18 protein-coding genes are annotated in these 17,369 nt (G+C 56.2%); 5 read left to right on the top strand and 13 right to left on the bottom strand.

Going from position 1 to position 17,369, the window contains the following annotated elements; genetic code table 11:
* Positions 1-19: 19 nt before the first annotated feature.
* The gene (locus BQ8290_RS06960) at positions 20-301 is read right to left on the bottom strand and encodes a BufA1 family periplasmic bufferin-type metallophore (RefSeq protein ID WP_108788788.1); all 282 of its coding nucleotides are present in this window, start codon (positions 299-301) and stop codon (positions 20-22) included.
* Positions 302-619: 318 nt separating this feature from the next.
* On the opposite strand from BQ8290_RS06960, the gene bufB reads away from it, so the two are divergent.
* The 3 genes from bufB to BQ8290_RS06945 all read left to right on the top strand — a co-directional run bounded on the left by bufB (position 620) and on the right by BQ8290_RS06945 (position 3,363).
* Positions 620-1,495, top strand: coding sequence for an MNIO family bufferin maturase (gene bufB, locus BQ8290_RS06955; protein WP_108788785.1), 876 nt, complete (start codon positions 620-622; stop codon positions 1,493-1,495).
* Positions 1,492-2,343 carry an HvfC/BufC family peptide modification chaperone gene (locus BQ8290_RS06950; RefSeq protein ID WP_108788783.1) on the top strand — a complete coding sequence of 284 codons (852 nt, stop codon included), beginning with the start codon at positions 1,492-1,494 and terminating at the stop codon, positions 2,341-2,343. The genes bufB and BQ8290_RS06950 overlap by 4 nt, the downstream gene beginning before the upstream one ends.
* 81 nt (positions 2,344-2,424) lie before the next feature.
* A complete protein-coding gene (locus BQ8290_RS06945; protein WP_108788781.1) occupies positions 2,425-3,363 on the top strand; it encodes an alpha/beta hydrolase fold domain-containing protein in 939 nt (312 codons plus the stop codon).
* Between the two features lie 6 nt (positions 3,364-3,369).
* Here the strand turns inward: BQ8290_RS06945 and BQ8290_RS06940 are convergent, their stop codons facing one another.
* Positions 3,370-4,320, bottom strand: coding sequence for an SDR family NAD(P)-dependent oxidoreductase (locus tag BQ8290_RS06940; RefSeq protein ID WP_108788779.1), 951 nt, complete (start codon positions 4,318-4,320; stop codon positions 3,370-3,372).
* A gap of 111 nt (positions 4,321-4,431) precedes the next feature.
* Positions 4,432-5,592, bottom strand: a complete 1,161-nt coding sequence (locus BQ8290_RS06935; protein WP_108788777.1) for a mechanosensitive ion channel — start codon at positions 5,590-5,592, stop codon at positions 4,432-4,434.
* A gap of 168 nt (positions 5,593-5,760) precedes the next feature.
* Here BQ8290_RS06935 and BQ8290_RS06930 point away from each other — a divergent pair, with 168 nt between their 5' ends.
* Positions 5,761-6,831, top strand: a complete 1,071-nt coding sequence (locus BQ8290_RS06930; protein WP_443112309.1) for an isoaspartyl peptidase/L-asparaginase family protein — start codon at positions 5,761-5,763, stop codon at positions 6,829-6,831.
* Positions 6,832-6,837: 6 nt separating this feature from the next.
* On the opposite strand, the gene BQ8290_RS06925 is transcribed toward BQ8290_RS06930, so the two are convergent.
* From BQ8290_RS06925 to BQ8290_RS06880, 10 genes are all read right to left on the bottom strand, one after another.
* The gene (locus BQ8290_RS06925) at positions 6,838-7,725 is read right to left on the bottom strand and encodes a fatty acid desaturase (protein WP_108788773.1); all 888 of its coding nucleotides are present in this window, start codon (positions 7,723-7,725) and stop codon (positions 6,838-6,840) included.
* The gene (locus BQ8290_RS06920) at positions 7,722-7,916 is read right to left on the bottom strand and encodes a hypothetical protein (protein ID WP_108788771.1); all 195 of its coding nucleotides are present in this window, start codon (positions 7,914-7,916) and stop codon (positions 7,722-7,724) included. The genes BQ8290_RS06925 and BQ8290_RS06920 overlap by 4 nt, the downstream gene beginning before the upstream one ends.
* A gap of 55 nt (positions 7,917-7,971) precedes the next feature.
* Positions 7,972-8,910, bottom strand: a complete 939-nt coding sequence (gene bla, locus BQ8290_RS06915) for a class A beta-lactamase (protein ID WP_108788769.1) — start codon at positions 8,908-8,910, stop codon at positions 7,972-7,974.
* Positions 8,907-9,839, bottom strand: a complete 933-nt coding sequence (locus BQ8290_RS06910) for an RDD family protein (RefSeq protein WP_108788767.1) — start codon at positions 9,837-9,839, stop codon at positions 8,907-8,909. Before BQ8290_RS06910 ends, bla begins: the two co-directional genes overlap by 4 nt.
* Positions 9,836-10,915: a stage II sporulation protein M gene (locus BQ8290_RS06905; protein ID WP_108788765.1), complete on the bottom strand. Its 1,080-nt coding sequence runs from the start codon at positions 10,913-10,915 to the stop codon at positions 9,836-9,838. The genes BQ8290_RS06910 and BQ8290_RS06905 overlap by 4 nt, the downstream gene beginning before the upstream one ends.
* Positions 10,912-12,252, bottom strand: a complete 1,341-nt coding sequence (locus BQ8290_RS06900; RefSeq protein WP_108788763.1) for a DUF58 domain-containing protein — start codon at positions 12,250-12,252, stop codon at positions 10,912-10,914. The genes BQ8290_RS06905 and BQ8290_RS06900 overlap by 4 nt, the downstream gene beginning before the upstream one ends.
* Before the next feature lie 15 nt (positions 12,253-12,267).
* On the bottom strand, positions 12,268-13,224 hold the full coding sequence (locus BQ8290_RS06895) for an AAA family ATPase (RefSeq protein ID WP_108792061.1): 957 nt from the start codon (positions 13,222-13,224) through the stop codon (positions 12,268-12,270).
* 160 nt (positions 13,225-13,384) lie between these two features.
* Positions 13,385-14,671: a DUF4350 domain-containing protein gene (locus tag BQ8290_RS06890; RefSeq protein WP_108788761.1), complete on the bottom strand. Its 1,287-nt coding sequence runs from the start codon at positions 14,669-14,671 to the stop codon at positions 13,385-13,387.
* Complete coding sequence (locus BQ8290_RS06885; RefSeq protein WP_337661097.1) at positions 14,668-15,447, bottom strand: hypothetical protein; 780 nt, start codon at positions 15,445-15,447, stop codon at positions 14,668-14,670. Before BQ8290_RS06885 ends, BQ8290_RS06890 begins: the two co-directional genes overlap by 4 nt.
* A 122-nt stretch (positions 15,448-15,569) precedes the next feature.
* A complete protein-coding gene (locus BQ8290_RS06880) occupies positions 15,570-16,469 on the bottom strand; it encodes a prephenate dehydratase (RefSeq protein ID WP_108788759.1) in 900 nt (299 codons plus the stop codon).
* Positions 16,470-16,668: 199 nt separating this feature from the next.
* Here BQ8290_RS06880 and BQ8290_RS06875 point away from each other — a divergent pair, with 199 nt between their 5' ends.
* The gene (locus tag BQ8290_RS06875; protein WP_108792059.1) at positions 16,669-17,364 is read left to right on the top strand and encodes a c-type cytochrome; all 696 of its coding nucleotides are present in this window, start codon (positions 16,669-16,671) and stop codon (positions 17,362-17,364) included.
* The last annotated feature ends 5 nt before the right edge of the window (positions 17,365-17,369 follow it).

Raw genomic sequence — 17,369 nt, 5'->3', positions numbered from 1 at the left:
CTACTGTTTGCGCAAACAGTTACCGGTTGATGGGTGTCAACGATCCGCGGCCTTTAGGCGTGGAGATGCTGGTGCATGTGCCAGTGTCGACATATGTCCAGGCGTTGCCTTGGTAATCGCGTGTCGATGTGCCGGCGCAGCTTGTGCCTGGTCCAGCGGCGCAATCGTTTTCGCCAGCAAGCGAAACGCCATAGCATTTTTCTTTAGAGCTTTGTGCCGCGACAGGAGCCGTTGCGATACCGGCAGTGATGGTGGCGGTGAGGGCGAGACCGGCGATGCCGGCAATTGATTTGGCTTTCATGACATTTCCTCTTCTAAACTGTGTTCTTATTCAAGCGCCGACTTGATCGTCGGCTCTGGACTGTCATTCGCGTGGCCACACCGGGTGGTTACATCGATGTCAAAAAACTTTGAATGATTGTGTTTTTCTCGCGTTCCGTTGCCGGCCTACTTTCGCGCGAGTAACCGGCGTAAGGATTGCTGCGAACCTCCCTCTATAGAAAGAAAGCCCAAAACCGGGCTCTTGTCCAAAACATTCGCACGCAAACGGGCTTTGCCCATGATGGGATCGCATCTTTGGGAATGTGCGTTTTGGGATGGTCTGCTATGAAAGGCGCATATGCAAAAGCAACATGATCCTATCAAACCGTTCAGCGGTTTCGGCCTTGGTCTGAGGCGCACGCACTATGACGATTTCTTGAGCCCGCGTGACGGCGGTGTGCCCAAAGTGGATTTCGTGGAAGTCATCAGCGAAAATTACATGATCGAAGGCGGCCGCCAGCTGCGCATCTTAGAAAAGGTGCGCGAAATGCTCCCCGTGATCATCCACGGCGTGTCAATGTCGATTGGTTCGGCAGATGGCCTTGACGCCGATTATTTGACCAAATTGAAGAAATTGGAGCAGCGCATCGATCCGCTTTGGGTTTCCGACCATCTGTGTTGGACGAGGACAAGCGCGCACAATTCCCACGATCTTTTGCCAATGCCGTTGACCCAAGAGGCGTTGCAGGCGGTGTGTGACAACATCGATGCTGCGCAAAACACGTTGGGCCGGGCGATGTTGTTCGAAAATCCGTCCAGCTATCTCACCTTCCCCGAAGATGAGATGACGGAATGGGAATTCTTGAGCGCGATGGCGCAGCGCACCGGGTGTTACTTGCTGCTTGATGTGAACAATATCTACGTGTCGAGCCGCAATCACGGCTTTTCAGCGCAGGAATATTTGGCGGGATTGCCGCTCGATCGTGTGCGGCAAATTCATTTGGCGGGCCATGAACCGGCAACCCCAGAACGCGACATCATTATCGATACCCATGATCGCGCCGTGTGCGACGATGTTTGGGGCTTGTACGCTCAGGCGCTCACCATGTTGCCACAGCCGGTGGCTACGATGATCGAACGCGATGAAGATATTCCACCTTTGTCGCATTTGTTGATGGAACTTGATCGGGGACGCGGGATTGCGAATGATCAACGTGAACCGGTTCTTGCATGACCGGCGCTTCCACATCTTTGGCTCAAAGACAGGCCGACTTTCTCCGCGCCATTTTGGATGATGCAGCGCCATTACCCGAAGGGTGGAGCAACCGGCAGACGGCCGGGATGGCGGTGTATCGCGGCAATTATCGGGCAGCGTTGTTGGGATCCTTGACGGATACGTATGAACGAACCGCGCGATATGCCGGCGATCAACCCTTTGCCCAGGCGAGCATCAATCACGTGATCAAACACCCTCCTACCGGCTGGACGTTGGATGATGCCGGAGTGGGTTTCGACGCGACCTGCGCGCAGTTTTTTGGTCAAAACCCTGAGATTTCTGAGCTGGCATGGCTGGAGCGCGCTATGCTCGACTTGGCAACGGCGCCGGATACCACACCGATGGACCCGGCCGCCTTCGGCGCTGCGACAGCTGCGTTTGGCGATGCCGAATGGGAGGCGTTGCGTTTGGAATTTGGGCCGAGGGCCACATGCCGTTTGGTCGAACACGATCTGGCTATGATTTGGCGATCGCTCGGCGAAGATGCACCGGTGGAAGGCGACGGCGCACCACTCACAACATCAGAAACAAACGGCTACATCAGGCCCAATGCCCAATTATCCGAGGCGCAAGCCTGTATCGTTTGGCGCGAAGGCGAGCGTCCGACTTTCATCATGGCGCAAGCAGATCACGTCGATGCATTTGCGATCATGCAAGAGGGCGCGACCTATGCCGACCTTATCGGGCAATTGATCGGGGATGATCTCGATCCGTCGCCAGAAAGCGTCCATGAGGCCGCAATGCGTGCGGGGGCCATACTGGGTCAGTGGTTACAAGAAGGCATCATTACCGGCATCAATCCGTGATCTCGGCGCTGGTCCGCTCATCTTGACTTCCACTCCCACTCGTTCAGTCTCTTTTTGGCCGATAGGCTTTGGAGAGAATGTATGCTGACCGACACATCAATTGAACTGCGCAGCCCGAAACCAAGCATTATGATGCGCACGGTCAAATGGATCATGAGCAAACGGTCGTCGGTCTTTCCGCGGCAAGCAGACGAGATTGCGCCGTATCTGGCCAACCGGACCCCTCCCGTTGACGCGCCTATGCCGGCCAATTTCAATCAGAAGTTCCAAGTGGAAGAGTGGACCGCCGCCGGACAGAAAGTCGTCACTCTGCATCCAAAATCCGGTCCCGCAGAATGGCATATGCTGTATTTCCACGGCGGGGGCTTTGTGTTGCCGATGTTCAAAGAACATTGGCCCTTGGCACAAGCGTTGGTCGAACAATGCGGTATGAGCGTGTCTCTGCCGCTTTATGATGTGGTGCCAGAGGCGCATTATTCGCGTCAGGATGAATTGGCCGATGCCGCCTTTGCGAAATTGGCAGGCGAACATGATCCGGCGAAGATCATCCTCAATGGCGATAGCGCGGGGGGCCATATGGCCTTTAGTCTTGCGATGCGTTTGGCCAAAGCTGGCGGTCCGACGCCCGGCAAGCTGGCTTTGTTTGCCCCATGGCTTGATGTCACAATGCGGGACGAAGCGATGCAGGCGGTAGAACCGAATGACTTCATGCTGAAAATCGGCGCGGTCCGCGCGATGGGCACGATCTGGTCCGATGATCGCGATCCCTCTTCGCCAGCATGCAGCCCGCTTTACACCGCCAAAGATGATCTCGCATTGCTGCCACCCACACGCATTTGGACCGGCCGGCATGATCTGTTCATCGTGGATTCGCGGACATTTGCGGGCAAATTGCGCGATGCAGGCGTGGATGCGAAGCTGTATGAATACGAAGCATCGCCGCACGTTTACATGGCGATCGTACCCACGCGCGAGGCAAAGGATACGTATGCCTTGCTAAGGGAATTTCTTGCCGAATAGCCGCGTTTATGCGGTGAAAGCTTCGCCGGTCATCTGTTCTGACATGGTCCACAATGCATCGGCGTTGCCGCTGTCTAAGGCATAGCTGCGCACACCGCTTGTGGGACTTTCATTGTCAATCTCTGCGACATTACAGTCTTCGCAATAGACGCCGCCTTGATCGGCCAATTCATCTGCAGTGGCCGCCCAAACCGATGTTGCCGCCCCTTGGGGAATGGTCTTCCATGCGAAATCGGGATCCGTTGTGGTCACGCGGCTTACCAAAGCGGCTGATTGTTCTGCCGTAAGATGGCGACCCAGATTGGTTTCGATCCCACCGGGATGCACGGCATAAGCGTGGATCCCTTTCTTCGCGAAACGCTCTTCCAAACCCACGGAAAACAGGATGTTCGCAGTTTTTGCGCTGCCATAGCTCACCCATGGATCGTATGTCGTGGTTTCGAAATTGGGATCGTTCAAAAGGGTCGGTGACATAAAGTGACCGCGGCTGGACAAGTTCACGATCCGTTTGTCCGAACCATTTTCGATCAACGGCATCAACGCTTTGGTCAAAACAAAGTGGCCCAAATGGTTGGTGCCAAATTGGCTTTCAAATCCGTCTTTGGTAGCGCCCTTTGGCGTGGCCATTATCCCGGCATTGTTAATCAGGATGTCGATCGATTCGAACCTCGTGCTGGCTTCTTCCCCGCAGGCCTTTACGTTTTCGATCGCGCCCAGATCGCAAATGATCGTTTCGACATTGTCGTTTTGTGTTTCGGTTCTGATGATGTTGGCGGCTTCATCAAGTTTGGCGGCGTCGCGACCCGCCAAGATGACATGCGCGCCATTGGCGGCCATGGCCCGCCCGGTTTCCTGACCCAAACCGGAATTTCCGCCGGTGATGAAGACGGTTTTTCCGGTCAAATCTTTGCCTGCCAACACCTCATCGGTGGTGCTCGTTTTGCCAAAGCCGCTCATCAGTCATCCTTCCCAAAATTTCTTTGAACCCAACGTAACAGGGGCGCGATGGCATGACCACCGCGCCCCCGAACTTTCACAGACTGGATAGCCTGCGGATGATCCCATGGATCAATCCTTGTCTAGCTGTTCCAGTTTCTTGGCTGCCCAATCGCGTCCACCCAGACCAAAGGCCAACGAGCCAGCAACCGCAAGGCCGATTACGACCGCGCTAAATGCGACTTGTACGATATCTTCACCGACGCCCATGAATTGCAGGCCCATAAAGGTGAAGAGCAAGATCGCTGCGTAACGCACCAATGTACCCGCCATTGATTTACCATCTGGTCCGCCAAGGAATTTGGCGATCAGGTTGGCAATCATAAAGCCAACGCCGATCACGACCGCACCAAACAAGACGCTGCTGCCCAGTTCGAGCACTTCGTCGAGGATTGCGGTCAATTCAGGGAAGCCCAGCATCTTGGTCGCTGCGATGGCAAAGAACAGGATGATCCCGATCTGAGCAATCCGTGCAAGAGCGGCAGAAGCCTTTGTCTCTGCAGGAAGCAAGCCCAACGCAGAAACCGGGCCATCGATGCCCAATCCACTGAGAACTTCGCTAAGGATGCTGACTACAAAGCGGCTGATCAAATAACCGATGCCCAACAAAATGCCGGCGGCAATAATGTTTGGAATGGCGGCCATGACAAGCGAAAGCATATCGGTTGCAGGGACCGAAATCGCCGCGATGTTCAACACGCCCAACGCGCCGATGGCGACAGGAATGGCGATCAAGGCGTAGATGATAGTGCCCAATGTCGTGGTGATGGTGGTGTTGCCGGTCACTTCGTCAACGCCGCCACGATTGGCCCATTTGTCGAGATTGACCGTCCGCATGGCGGTAACCGCAATGTCGCGAACGATGCCAGCGATCATCAACCCGATGAACAACAACAATCCCGCACCCACGAGGTTGGGGATGTAGCCCATCACTGTATCAAGCAGTTCGTTGATCGGTCCGGCAACGCCGCCCAATTCCAGAACATCCAAGATAGCCAGCAGGCCGAACAACCAGATCAAGAGCGATACGATCTTGCCCAACGAAGTGCCGATGCTTTCGCCGGTCCCGGTGTCGCGATTAAGAAAGCCAATCCGATCAACAATTTTTGCAAAGGCCCACTTCGCGGCCTTCGCGAGCAGCCATGTGACTGCGAGAATGAGAATGGCGTAAAGCGCCTTTTGACCCAGCGCCATGGCTAGGTCGGCGTCGAATGAGTATCGTCCGATTTGCATATTGTCCCCTGTGTTCTAATGAAAAGATGAAGTTTATCAGTGTTCAAGGCTCAAATGTATCTTGGTAAGTTACATTTTATTGCGCCAAAGCATTCGTTGTTAAAAAACCAAAGAGGCTTTCTATCTATTATGCGTAACATAATTTCAATAGTTCTAACAGCCTTAACATTGGCTGACTTGTCCCTTGGTGGTCTTTCTGCTGCGCGCGTCAATGCTGACAATGGAGAGCCGACTTGGTCAATTGCGATCCACGGAGGGGCGGGAACACTTGATCGCGACCGGATGACACCCGAGCGGCGCGCCGCTTACGAAGCGGCTTTGCAAGAGGCGTTGGACGCAGGCGCAGCAATCCTCGCAGATGGGGGCAGCGCGATGGATGCAATTCAGGCGGCGATCTTACCGATGGAGGACAATCCGTTGTTCAATGCCGGGCGAGGCGCGGTGTTTACATGGGAAGAGCGCAATGAACTCGACGCCTCAATCATGGATGGCCGTGACCGCAGCGCCGGGGCGGTGACCGGCGTGACGACGGTGCGCAATCCAATATTGTTAGCCGATCGGGTCCGCACGAATAGCCCGCATGTGTTCCTTATGGGAGGTGGAGCGGAGCAGTTTGCCAGCGAGCAGGGTTTCGACGTGACGCCGCCCGAATGGTTTGCGACCGAAGCCCGCCGCCGATCGTTGGAACGGATGCGTGAGCGGCAATTGTCTGCGTTGGACGTCGATCATAAATTTGGAACTGTCGGCGCAGTGGCACTGGACCAAGACGGCAACATGGCAGCAGGCACATCGACCGGCGGCATGACCGGCAAGCGCTGGGGCCGGATTGGCGATGCGCCTGTGATTGGCGCGGGGACCTATGCGGACAATCGCAGTTGTGCGGTGTCGGCAACCGGGTGGGGCGAATACTTTATCCGCGTCGGTGTGGCGCAGGAGATTTGCACGCGGTTGCGCTATCAAATCCGCGTTGAGGCTCTTGAGGCTCAATTGAGTGTCCCTCACGATGAGAACGGCCCCACTTACATCGTCCATGCCTCCGAATTGGCGATGGGTGTCGACATATTCCAAGAAGTTGCTGACGACGTCATGGCAGAGGTCAAAGAGCTAGGCGGCGACGGCGGGATCATCCTGGTCACACCAGAAGGCCACGCACTTTATAGCTTCAACACAAGCGGCATGTATCGTGGGCGCGCGACCAGCAATGGCGTGAATGAGGTTGCAATCTTTGCAGACGAATAGGCCTGCTTAATTTTCGCCTAGCCTGCACCCACGCGCTTCTAAGATCGGGCGCATTTCGTGATACGCGGCCGGAGTCCGGTCCAGCGGTATGTAGGGGTGTAAGTGATGCACGATGTGGAACTGCATCCCCATGGATCCGATGTTTCCAACCTTGGAACGCCAGCTGCGCGTGTTTGTGTAACGCGTTTGATGCGATCCGGGATGGTGGGGTGCCCATGACAGGAAGAACACGAGGTATGTCATCGCGATCTGATAGGGCAACCACCACAGGAACAACGCCTCCAGCGCATATCCATTCCAGGCAAGAGCGCCAAGGATGACGATAAAGCCCAACCGATAGGCCAACGCCAATAGGAGCAATTCAGGGCGCCCGGCGCGTATCACAGCGGCGCTGTAATCTTCGTTCCGTTTTGCTCGGGGTTGGCGGCCTTGGATTGCGTACCATATTGCGCTCCATGGACCGGGTGCCATGCTGGTGATGTCGACATCTTTTTCCGGATCATTGGTGTGCCGATGGTGATCAAGATGGGTGATCCTCAACACTTGGAAAGGCATTAACATCATCCAACTGGTCGCGTGACCTACCATTTCATTGAGCCACCTTAGACGCGTGCCGGGCCGACCAATGATGTCATGCTGCGCCTCATGGGTGGGTAGATAAACCAAGGCCATGTTGACGGTCGCGATCGGAAAAGCCGCCCAAAGCGGCAAAAGGCCGGAAAAAACCAAAGGCCACAGCGATAGCCAAACCGCCAGATTGCCAAACGCCCAGATCACCGCGAGCCATGGGACCATGCCCGAATGTTTTCGGGCAACGGCATTTTCAAGTTTGCGCAATTCCGCATCGGAAAGGGATGAAAGATCATCGGGAAGGATCGTTGATTGGATAGTCACACCCACCTCCCTTTAAGAAGAGCGAACACGCCCCAACCGCCGCCGATCAAAATCGCTGTTGTCAAAGTCGTTAGGCCGAATGGAGCGGAGACCTGCGCGGCCTGCATCCCTTGATCAATCACCGGCACCAGAAAGGCAAAGGCGAATATGAGCGGCAAGCTGCCCGCAATGGTCTTGAGTAAACGTTCCATATCCCTCGCCCAAATGCCTCCATCGACCCCTTTGAGGATAAGTAGCAGATTGCCACTAAATTGGAAACATGCCCGGTTCTTCGGCAAATTTGGTCAAGACTTCGCCCACTTGGGCAAGGGCGGCTTCGGCTGCGGGATCGATACCATCGCTTTCATTGGGCATGCGTAGATAGGTGGCGAATGTTATTGGGCCGCGGGATGGGTTTTCAACAAAGCCAATGTCGACATATAGGCTGCCCATGCCCGGCCAAATCGATGTGCCGGTTTTATCGCCTGCGCGCCAATCGCCTGGCAATCCGGCGCGGACACGGCGGGTGCCGGTTGATGTGTCGACCATCCATTGGCGCAGCGTCGCTTTCTCTGCATCTGGCAGGACATCGCCGTAGATGAGTTTTGCGACGGTGCGGGCCATAACGGATGGAGTTGTCGTGTCGCGGATCTCGGTAGATGGGACATTGTTGAGATGCGGCTCAATCCGATCGAGGCGGCTGGTGCCATCACCGATTGATCGCCAAAAAGCGGTCAGCGCCGCTGGGCCGCCCACTTCTCTAAGAAGGATGTTGGCGGCGGCGTTGTCGGAATATTTCTGAGTGAATTCCGCCAATTCGCGCAAACTTGCCCCTTCGTTCAAACGCTCGGTTGTGAAGGGGGAAACGAACATCAGATCGCTTTCTTCCCATGTCACGATCCGATCCGCATCATCCGCACCGGCAGCATTGCGAGCCAACACCAAAGCCGCGAGCGAGAGCTTAAACGAGGAGCAGTGTCCAAACCGCATTCCGCTGTTCAATCCGATCGATAATCCCGTTTGCGTGTCGAACAATTCCACCCCTAAGGCGCCGCCCATCTGTGCTTCGATAATTCGCAGCATCGCAACAAAACGGCCTGCCGGGCTTTGATCGGGTGGAATGCAGCCGCTCAACCCCAGCGTGCCACCTAAGGCGACCAGGGATATCAACCCACTGCTTAGGATTGAGCGCCGATTGTAGGTCATGAAAATTTGTCGGCCTTGCGCTTGCCGAACCGCATGTCCCCTTCGAGTTTGGCGCGCAATTGCGCGTAGAACGCCTCTAGAAACGCGCGTTCATCGCCAGCGCCCGGATCCCAACCAATTTTGCGGCAAATCGTATCGTGAACCGCGGCAAGCGCATCGGGCTGTGCGTCGCGCAGCATCCGCTCAAGCGTCTGCAATTCATGTTCACCATAGACGGCCAATTCATCTTCGCCGAACTGGTATTGTGCCCCGGTCACTTCGCTGGACCCTTCGACCGCCGCGCCATGCGTGGACAGAGCCTCCGCCAGTTTTGTGCGCGGTGCCTCAACCACCCATGTCCCCGCAATCACATCGCCCGCGCGCAACGCGTCTTTGTTAAAAAACGGGAAGGCCATGAAGATCATGAACCATAGAAGCGCGGCCCAAGTTGCCCCGCCCGCATCAACGTTGGCGATGCTGGAAAACGTGGTGACCATGATGAAAGTCAATGGAAAGAACAGTTCAATATCGCGCAGCAAATTGCGCGCGACAATGGCTTCTGGGGTTAGCCGACCGCCTTTGCGCGCGGCGACCCGAATGCCCAGCGCGCGTTTCCCCAAGGTCGCCCCGCGCGGTCCCAGTTCAAGGCTCAAAAAATATCCGTATCGGGCCACAAAGACGAACAAGATGATGATGATGACCAAGAACTCTGCGGCGCCTGAAATACGGTCATCGGGTGACGCCTCCATTTCTTCCAACACACCGCCAAATGCGAAGAGCAGGAACAACAGGATGGCGATCTGACCCGCAGCCAGGATCATTATATCAAGGATCAACGCGCCCAACCGTGAGCCGCGCGATGCCACAGTCACTGGGAGGGGAATACCCTCTGGAGTGATCAATGTCCGTGCGCGTCGGAATGCCAAATCGGACGGGGCGGCTCCGCTCATGCGTCTTGCTCCGCCGGTCCGCCTTTAAGCCTTTGCGGGAAATAGAGGAAGAAATAGGCAAGCCAAAACGCCAAGAAAGATCCGCCGATGATAAACCGGCTCTGGGCGCCTTCGACCAATTGCCTTGGGAATGCCTCTAGCAAGGCGGCGATCACCATCATGATGACCACGCCCACCATAACGACCGCGCTGCGTCTGCCGCTTTCCGATGCCGCTTCCAAAACGGAACGATCCCCGGGAAAAGCCATCGAACGTCCAATGTGCAATCCCGCCGCACCGGCCAACAAAATGCCAAACAACTCGGTCGTTCCGTGCACGCTCAACCACGCGGAAAATTCCGTGATCAAACCGGCTTCTGCAAACAGCCACAACATCGCGCCCAGCATCGCCATATTGTGCACGAGCAGCATGAGAGACGGCACCCCAAAGGCAAAGCCGAGCGCAAACGCCAAGATGCACACGCCTGCATTGTTGCTGAAAAGGGACGCTGCGAATGTCGATAGACCATCGGCGTTCTCGGTTACTTCCAACGTTTCGAGCAACGCATCTTTGCTGGCGCCGGGCACACGAGTGTCTGCCATCTGAATGGACACAAGCCGGTAATACCAATCGGTGTCCTGAACCACCAACAACCAACCCACGATCGCACCCGCGACCATCACAAACAGGGCAATACAAATGTCGAGCCAGATTTCGCGAACGGCCCGACTCCACCCGCCAAACAGAAATTCTCTAAACCAGCTGAAGAACCCTTTGCGGGGGCCATACACCTGGAACCATGCTCGCTGAACTAGACTTTCAAGATAGTTTAGCGTCGCGGCATCAAGGCTCGTCTCTCTCGCAACCGAAAGGCTGGATGCGGCGGTGCGATACAATGTGGGCAGCGCAAGCAAGTCATCATCGTCAACCCGCCGCAGTCCGCCTTTTTCCATCGACACGACGATTTCCTCGAGCCGCGTCCAATCGCCTTCGCGTTCCAACCGGAAACGGTCCGAACGCAATGCAGCGCTTTCAATATCGGTGGGTGCGGACATTGCTGCCGGGCCAAGCCACGATCCAACGGCGGGCGTGTTCATCCGATTGCCTCGCTGTTCTTGATCATGAAATATCGATCGATCAATTGATATCCGATTTGGTCATACGGCGCTTCAACCACATCCACTCCCATCCGTCGCAACCGTTGCAGGACGACACTGCGCTGCGTCAGCAATGTATCGGCGGTCACGCTGCGCGCCAAAGTGGCGATGTCATCGGGCTCTTGATCGATGAAAGTCTCTAGATCGCTATCGGCGATGGTCACAAACAATACGAGGTGCTTGCTGACCAACCGACCGATGCTTTCGATCATCATCTCGGCCGCGGTTGGGTCGGTGAAATCAGAGAAAAGAACGATGAGTGATCGGCGTTTCAATTTCGCGGTCAACGTCGCCAAAGCCAGAGTGAAGTTTGGTTCAGCGGCGTCGTAATCCAACGCCGCTGCGGCGCTTTGCAGACGATGGAACGCTCTGGAATCGTTCACGAACGGGGTCAAAACCTGTGGGCGTTGGGCAAAGCCGAACAGCGAGACCCGATCTCCCCCTTTCAACGCGACATAGGAGCATGTCAGTGCGGCTGAGACAGCCCTGTCGATGCGCGGCATTCCGTCAACCGGTTCGCACATGGCCTGACCGCAATCAAACGCAAAGACGATTTGATTGTTGCGTTCGCTTTCGTTCTCACGTGCGTAGAGGTGGACGTGTCGGGCGCTGGCCTTCCAATCGATTTTGCGGCGATCCATGCCCGGCTGATATTCGGTCAAAGCCTCAAATTGCGTGCCTTCCCCGCGAATGCGTCGAGCGATCAATCCGTTCTGCGCGTCGCGCATGAATGTCTGCAATTCTTTGGATCGCACGGGGGACAAATCGGGCCAAACGCGGACTGCCGATTCCAAGGAACGCTGAGTCTGACGCGCGCCAAGGCCCAGTGGCCCGGACCAACGCAGCCAGGCATGCACGATCGCTCCGGTTCCTCTTCGTTCCGGTTGAACGTCGACAGTGCCGCTGTAGTCGCCAGTTTCGGAATCTCGGGAAAGCGCAATGGTCACCCGGCCGCTGGGTGCGAGGCGTGTGTCGACTTCCAAAGCGGCCTTGGGTCCGCTGATTAAGCGACGGGTGAACCGAGCATGCACGTCGAGCGCGGTGTCTTGACCCACTTCGGTGTCGGCGGGAACAATCACTTGCCATTCTTGGCATGATCCCGCGAGCAAACCATCCAACACAATCAGCACCACCAAAGCAGTCGCGGCCATCGGCGCAATCACCCACAATTGGGGCGACGCAGCGGCAATCACGATCGCAATCGGCGCAAAGGCTGCGATTGTCCAAGCGGCGCGTTCGGTTGGGACCAAAGGAAGGTTGGGGCGGGGAAGGGCCATAGGAGTTGCGGTGCTTTACCGAGGTGCCTCTGTCGCTTCGATCAGTTCGGCCACCAATGCTTCAATGTCCCGCCCTTCAATCTCCGCGGCCGGGCTTAGCGTTAGACGGTGTCTCAACACCGGCACTGCAAGCGCTTTGACATCGTCGGGAATTGCATAGGCGCGCCCTTCCAACGCTGCGCGCGCGCGCGCAGCGTTGGCAAGCATTACAGCGGCACGCGGCGATGCGCCCACGGCCAGTTCGGCGTGTTCGCGTGTCGCGCGCACCAATCGCACGACATATTGCGTGATTTCATCGGCCACTGTCACGTGATCAAGCGCGGCGCTTGCTGCGGCGAGTGTTTGGGCGCTCGCCACTGCGCTCACACCCAAATCAGCAGGGCGTTGCGGCCCTTGCTTTGACCCATAGCTGGCGACAATGCGTGTTTCTTCCATTTCATCGGGATAGGGGACCAAAAGCTTGAACAAGAACCGGTCAAGCTGAGCCTCAGGCAACGGGTAGACGCCTTGGTTCTCAATTGGGTTTTGCGTGGCCACCACCATGAAGCGCGGTGGCAATTCGTGGGTTTCCCCGTCCAGTGTGACGCGCCGCTCCTGCATGGCTTCCAACAAAGCTGCTTGGGTTTTTGGCGGGGTCCGGTTGATCTCATCCGCGAGCAACAATTCACAAAATATCGGCCCGCGCGTGAGAGTGAATTCACTCGTTTGAAAGTTGAACAGGTTCGATCCCAAAATGTCGCCGGGTAACAGATCGGGTGTGAATTGGATGCGCCCATAATCGAGGCCCAAGGCCGTCGAAAATGCTTGAGACAAGAATGTTTTCGCTGTGCCCGGAGGCCCTTCGAGTAGGACGTGCCCTTGGCTAATCAAAGCAACCAGCAATTGATCGATCAAGGCATCTTGTCCGACAACCGCCTTTGCAACTTCGGCCCGGATCGCGTCGGCGAGGCTGCGCACTTCGCCAAGGGTCATGCCAATTTCTTGACCCGCCAAATTGGCATTGCCTGAGCCGGTTTCGGGTTGAACGATACCGCCGTTCGATGGCGTCGGATTGGCTGGATCGGTGGTCATTTCGCAGATTTCCCTGTCGTTCTCGTCATGTTTGTTGGTGTCGCAGCGGATGTCATCATGATCATTTCTTCCCGGTCAGGCTCTCGCTCAATGCGCTTAGATCCTGCGCAGCGCGCAATATATCCATGGGCTTGTCGGCGTTGTGCAGACGCGCGGCCAAATTTGAAAAGGGTTCCTGATCGGGCATGCGGGCGGCCATCGCTCTATCGATTGCCTCCGGGTCGGGCCGCACAATGCCCAATGATCGCGCCAAACGTCTTTCGATAAGCGCGGTGTAGGGCGCAGCCAACAATCCCAATCGGCGCGCGCGCACAATCAAACCGGCGCCATTGGCGACCAGCCGCTTTTTGCCAAAAGCTATTTCCTGGCCCGGCGCGACAGGTGGCCCAAACCGCAAAAAGGCCCGCCACCCAATGATCAACATCGCAAGGATCAAGCACAGGGTCGCGGCCAAAAACGGGGGCTCAAACGCCAAAGTGAGCAAGTTCACAGAATTGCCAAAGCCATTGAGCGTCATGTCAAAAGTGATTGTGGTCGTATCGCCGTATCCGGCCTCTTGTATCAGAGCGAGCGCCGTCGCCGCCCTTTGCGGATCGCTCAAACCGTAATTGTTCACCAAATCGGGCTCGACGACAAACATCGTCCAATGGGCATTCTCGTAATAATCTGTGCCTTCGGTGCCGACCACGTTGACGACCAAAGCATGGCCGGCCGAATCCGCCACGATCGGGTCGTGGTTGGAGTCCTCATTTGCATATTGGATCGTTTGCGTTGGCAATTCGCCTGACGTGCGCAAGCCATCATAAAATGGGGACTCATCCTCATTCAAGGTATCGATCTCTTGGTTGATAGTGAATGGCGCAGGCAAATCGCTGGGCCACGCGCTGGGGGAAGCATCGAGCAATTGCACCCAATCGCGCTTCATCCGCTCAGCGTCTTCATCGACAATGTCGTTGCCTGGCTGGGTTGCGAACCACTTTGGCAAGACGACCAATGTCGGGCCGACATACTCCCGATTGGAAAGTATAACAGAAATTTCCTCGGCATCGGCATATGACGAAGGGGTCAGGATCAATAGGCCGTTCGTTTCCAGCCCCGATCGCCCGCGCGAACGTTCGACATCGTATCCTTCTGCTTCCAACAATTCGACCAAAGCGGAATACCCGTTCAGACCGTTGGCTGCCGCGTGCGCTGCGCCGCCGCGCTCTTTTCCGCCGGTGTCGCCTGCGCCAATGAAATAGAGCATGGCAATAAACGTGGTGAAGCCCACCAACAAAACGGCAAGCACCGCGCCCCTGCCAAACGGCGAAGCGCCCATTCGCGGCGAAGTGTTGGATTGCCCCGTCATGCCGACACCTTGCGGCCAAATTTGCGTTGAGGTGTGTGGTCGATTGATTGTTGATCAGGCGCTTCGATTTTGGCCAAAGCAAAATTTGCATAAGCGGACCGTGCCGCTTCCCAATCCGTGCGATCCAATGCGCTCAAGGCGAACAAACTGCGCTCGACCCGTTGTGAAATGGTGGAAAAGGCCGATCGTGCGGCCTCAGACAATGCGGGTAGGGCGGCCAATTCGCGCGCCGTGCTAGACGGATCGACCCAATCTGGGCGTTCCGTCGCGATTTGTCCCACACTGCGTTGCAACAACAAATGCGTCGCTTCGTCAAAGCGCCCTTCGGCAGCCAAGCGATCGGCATCTTCGAGCAAGGCAACGCTTTCTTCGCGATCGGGCTGCCATTCCGGTTCGCTGACCACCTTTTTCTTCTTCGCGATGCGATGCGACAGCGGCCCGAAACTGCGCAAAACCATGTAGAGCACAAAAACCACAGCCAACCCCAACAAGACCCATTGCAACACAGGCCAGGCTATGGCGATCAATTGACCAACCGGCGCAAAGATTTCTCCGAGGAAGCCGAAAAACGCTGTCAGCACTTCTTCGAGCCAGCTGGGTTCACTCGGTTCAGGTGGTACGATCTCTTCGGGCGGTTTGACCCCCAACTCTTCGAACTGAATGTCGGAATTGTCGCGCACTTCGCGCCAGCTTTCCGGAGCGCCGCCGCTGGTCGCTGCGGGACTATCATTGGGCGCCCCTGATTCTGCCGGAATGGATTGCACAGCTTTCGTCATCCGCCGACAGTGGTGGCACGGGTAATTGCGTCGTGCAACACACTTTCGATCACAAATTTATGATCTTTACTTTGAATGACAACAAAAACACCGCAGTCGCATTTGCCGCGTCGCGCATTACTTTACGACGTGCCGCGTTTTCGACCTTGTTGGTACGATCCCAAAATGCGCAATTCCTTGGAATAAAAGCCGCATTCTTCCAAAGCCCGGTCCACCGCGGGGTCGCCGGGTACGCCGATAATGTCGGCATAGAACCGGGTCGCAGAAAAGCTGGTGCCGTGCTGATAGCTTTCCAATTTCGTCATGTTCACGCCATTGGTCGCAAATCCGCCAAGCGCTTTGTAAAGCGCGGCTGGGATGTTCTTCACTTCGAAAATGAACGTGGTCATGGCGGGCTTTTCTTCGTCCACCTTCAAGAAGGCGGGCCCATCGGAAAGGATGACAAACCGGGTCATATTGTCGTCGCTGTCTTCGACGTGCCGCTCCACAATGTTCAGATTGTACAGCTGCGCGGCGATGGCCGGGGCGATGGCACCGACATTGGGGTCGCCGCGTTCGCTAACAAAGGCCGCCGCACCGGCTGTGTCGGCGTAACTCAGCGGGACGATCCCTCTTTCGCGCAAGAAGAACCGAGATTGGCCCAATGCCTGCGGATGGCTGTAGACGGCCTCAAACGGGCCAGTGCCGACACCCATCAAAGCGTGATGGATCGGCATAAAATACTCACCAACAATCGTTAGGCCGCTTTCGGGCAATAGAAAGTGAATGTCGGCAACGCGGCCATGTTGAGAGTTTTCGATCGGGATGATCGCTTGACCGGCGCGGCCATCTTTGACCGCGTCCAACGCGTCCTCGAAACTGAAACACGGCAACGGCAGGGCATCGGGTCGCGCTTCCATCGCGGCTCTATGGGAATTGGCACCTGGCGATCCTTGAAACGCGATGGCGCGCGCGGGATCCGCTTGCGCTTCGGTGCGCAATTTGTCGACGATGGCTAATGCTGGTTTGGGAAAGCTACGCATGATTGCGACGCTGCTACACGTTTGTGCAGACAGTGAGCAAGGGGGCTGAATCACGCTTTTTCGCGGACCTCGTCGTTGGGAAATGCCCGTGGATCGTTCGAACGCGGCGATTTTGGACCGATCTCTTGCGTTTCATGCACCAATTCATGATGCGTTTCATCTTGCGCGGTGGCACAGGCGGCATTATGGGAACGCCGGGATGACAGACAAAACCAACAACGACGCACCGCAGAGCACCGAAACGGGCTCGAGCGACCTGTTCAACACAGCAGCGGGCTGGGTGCTTTTCGCAGCCGGTCTGGGGCTTGGCCTATCGTATTTGAGTGCCAAGCATTTTGACGGCACCGATCCAGAACGGCCTGAGACAGTCGGCTACGTGATCGAAGGCGTCGAAGAAGACGTTGACGAAGTGGAAATGACCATGACTCAGGCGTTGAGCATGGAAGGCGTTGATGTTTCCGCCGGTGAAAAAGTCTTTGCCAAATGTGTTGCATGTCACACGATCGATGCGGGCGGCGCCAATGGCACGGGCCCTAACCTTCATGGCATTATGGGCGCCAATGTCGGTGCAGTGTCTGGCTATGAATATTCCACCGCTATGACCAGCTTTGGCGGTCAGTGGGGCTGGGACGAAATGAACGATTGGCTTAACAACCCACGCAGTTACATGGACGGCACGAAAATGGGCTTTGCCGGTCTTTCGAAAATCGAAGATCGCGCTGCTGTCGCGCTTTACATGAATGAGAACGGCTCAAACCTGCCAGTTCCTGAATATGTCGCGGTGGCCGCCGAAGAAGCCGAAGCCATTGCGGATGAAGTCGCAGAGGTTGAAGGCAACCAAGAAGCAGCGGAATCAACATCAGAAGAAACCGCAGCGGCACAAGCCGGCGAATAAGCCAA

The organism is Erythrobacter sp. Alg231-14, assembly GCF_900149685.1.
Lineage (GTDB): Bacteria > Pseudomonadota > Alphaproteobacteria > Sphingomonadales > Sphingomonadaceae > Erythrobacter.
Note: the sequence above shows the minus strand (reverse complement) of the source record. Positions and strands in the feature narration are given on the sequence as shown.

What these genes read in the sequence shown, in the direction of transcription:
- BQ8290_RS06945 (WP_108788781.1), top strand. Translation starts at nt 2,425, where the DNA reads ATGCTGACCGACACATCAATTGAACTGCGCAGCCCGAAACCAAGCATT.
- BQ8290_RS06880 (WP_108788759.1), bottom strand. Translation starts at nt 16,469, where the DNA reads ATGCGTAGCTTTCCCAAACCAGCATTAGCCATCGTCGACAAATTGCGC.
- bufB (WP_108788785.1), top strand. Translation starts at nt 620, where the DNA reads ATGCAAAAGCAACATGATCCTATCAAACCGTTCAGCGGTTTCGGCCTT.
- BQ8290_RS06935 (WP_108788777.1), bottom strand. Translation starts at nt 5,592, where the DNA reads ATGCAAATCGGACGATACTCATTCGACGCCGACCTAGCCATGGCGCTG.
- BQ8290_RS06920 (WP_108788771.1), bottom strand. Translation starts at nt 7,916, where the DNA reads ATGGAACGTTTACTCAAGACCATTGCGGGCAGCTTGCCGCTCATATTC.
- BQ8290_RS06910 (WP_108788767.1), bottom strand. Translation starts at nt 9,839, where the DNA reads ATGAGCGGAGCCGCCCCGTCCGATTTGGCATTCCGACGCGCACGGACA.
- BQ8290_RS06950 (WP_108788783.1), top strand. Translation starts at nt 1,492, where the DNA reads ATGACCGGCGCTTCCACATCTTTGGCTCAAAGACAGGCCGACTTTCTC.
- BQ8290_RS06895 (WP_108792061.1), bottom strand. Translation starts at nt 13,224, where the DNA reads ATGACCCTTGGCGAAGTGCGCAGCCTCGCCGACGCGATCCGGGCCGAA.
- BQ8290_RS06890 (WP_108788761.1), bottom strand. Translation starts at nt 14,671, where the DNA reads ATGACGGGGCAATCCAACACTTCGCCGCGAATGGGCGCTTCGCCGTTT.
- BQ8290_RS06960 (WP_108788788.1), bottom strand. Translation starts at nt 301, where the DNA reads ATGAAAGCCAAATCAATTGCCGGCATCGCCGGTCTCGCCCTCACCGCC.
- BQ8290_RS06900 (WP_108788763.1), bottom strand. Translation starts at nt 12,252, where the DNA reads ATGGCCCTTCCCCGCCCCAACCTTCCTTTGGTCCCAACCGAACGCGCC.
- BQ8290_RS06905 (WP_108788765.1), bottom strand. Translation starts at nt 10,915, where the DNA reads ATGAACACGCCCGCCGTTGGATCGTGGCTTGGCCCGGCAGCAATGTCC.
- BQ8290_RS06940 (WP_108788779.1), bottom strand. Translation starts at nt 4,320, where the DNA reads ATGAGCGGCTTTGGCAAAACGAGCACCACCGATGAGGTGTTGGCAGGC.
- BQ8290_RS06885 (WP_337661097.1), bottom strand. Translation starts at nt 15,447, where the DNA reads ATGACGAAAGCTGTGCAATCCATTCCGGCAGAATCAGGGGCGCCCAAT.
- bla (WP_108788769.1), bottom strand. Translation starts at nt 8,910, where the DNA reads ATGACCTACAATCGGCGCTCAATCCTAAGCAGTGGGTTGATATCCCTG.
- BQ8290_RS06875 (WP_108792059.1), top strand. Translation starts at nt 16,669, where the DNA reads ATGACAGACAAAACCAACAACGACGCACCGCAGAGCACCGAAACGGGC.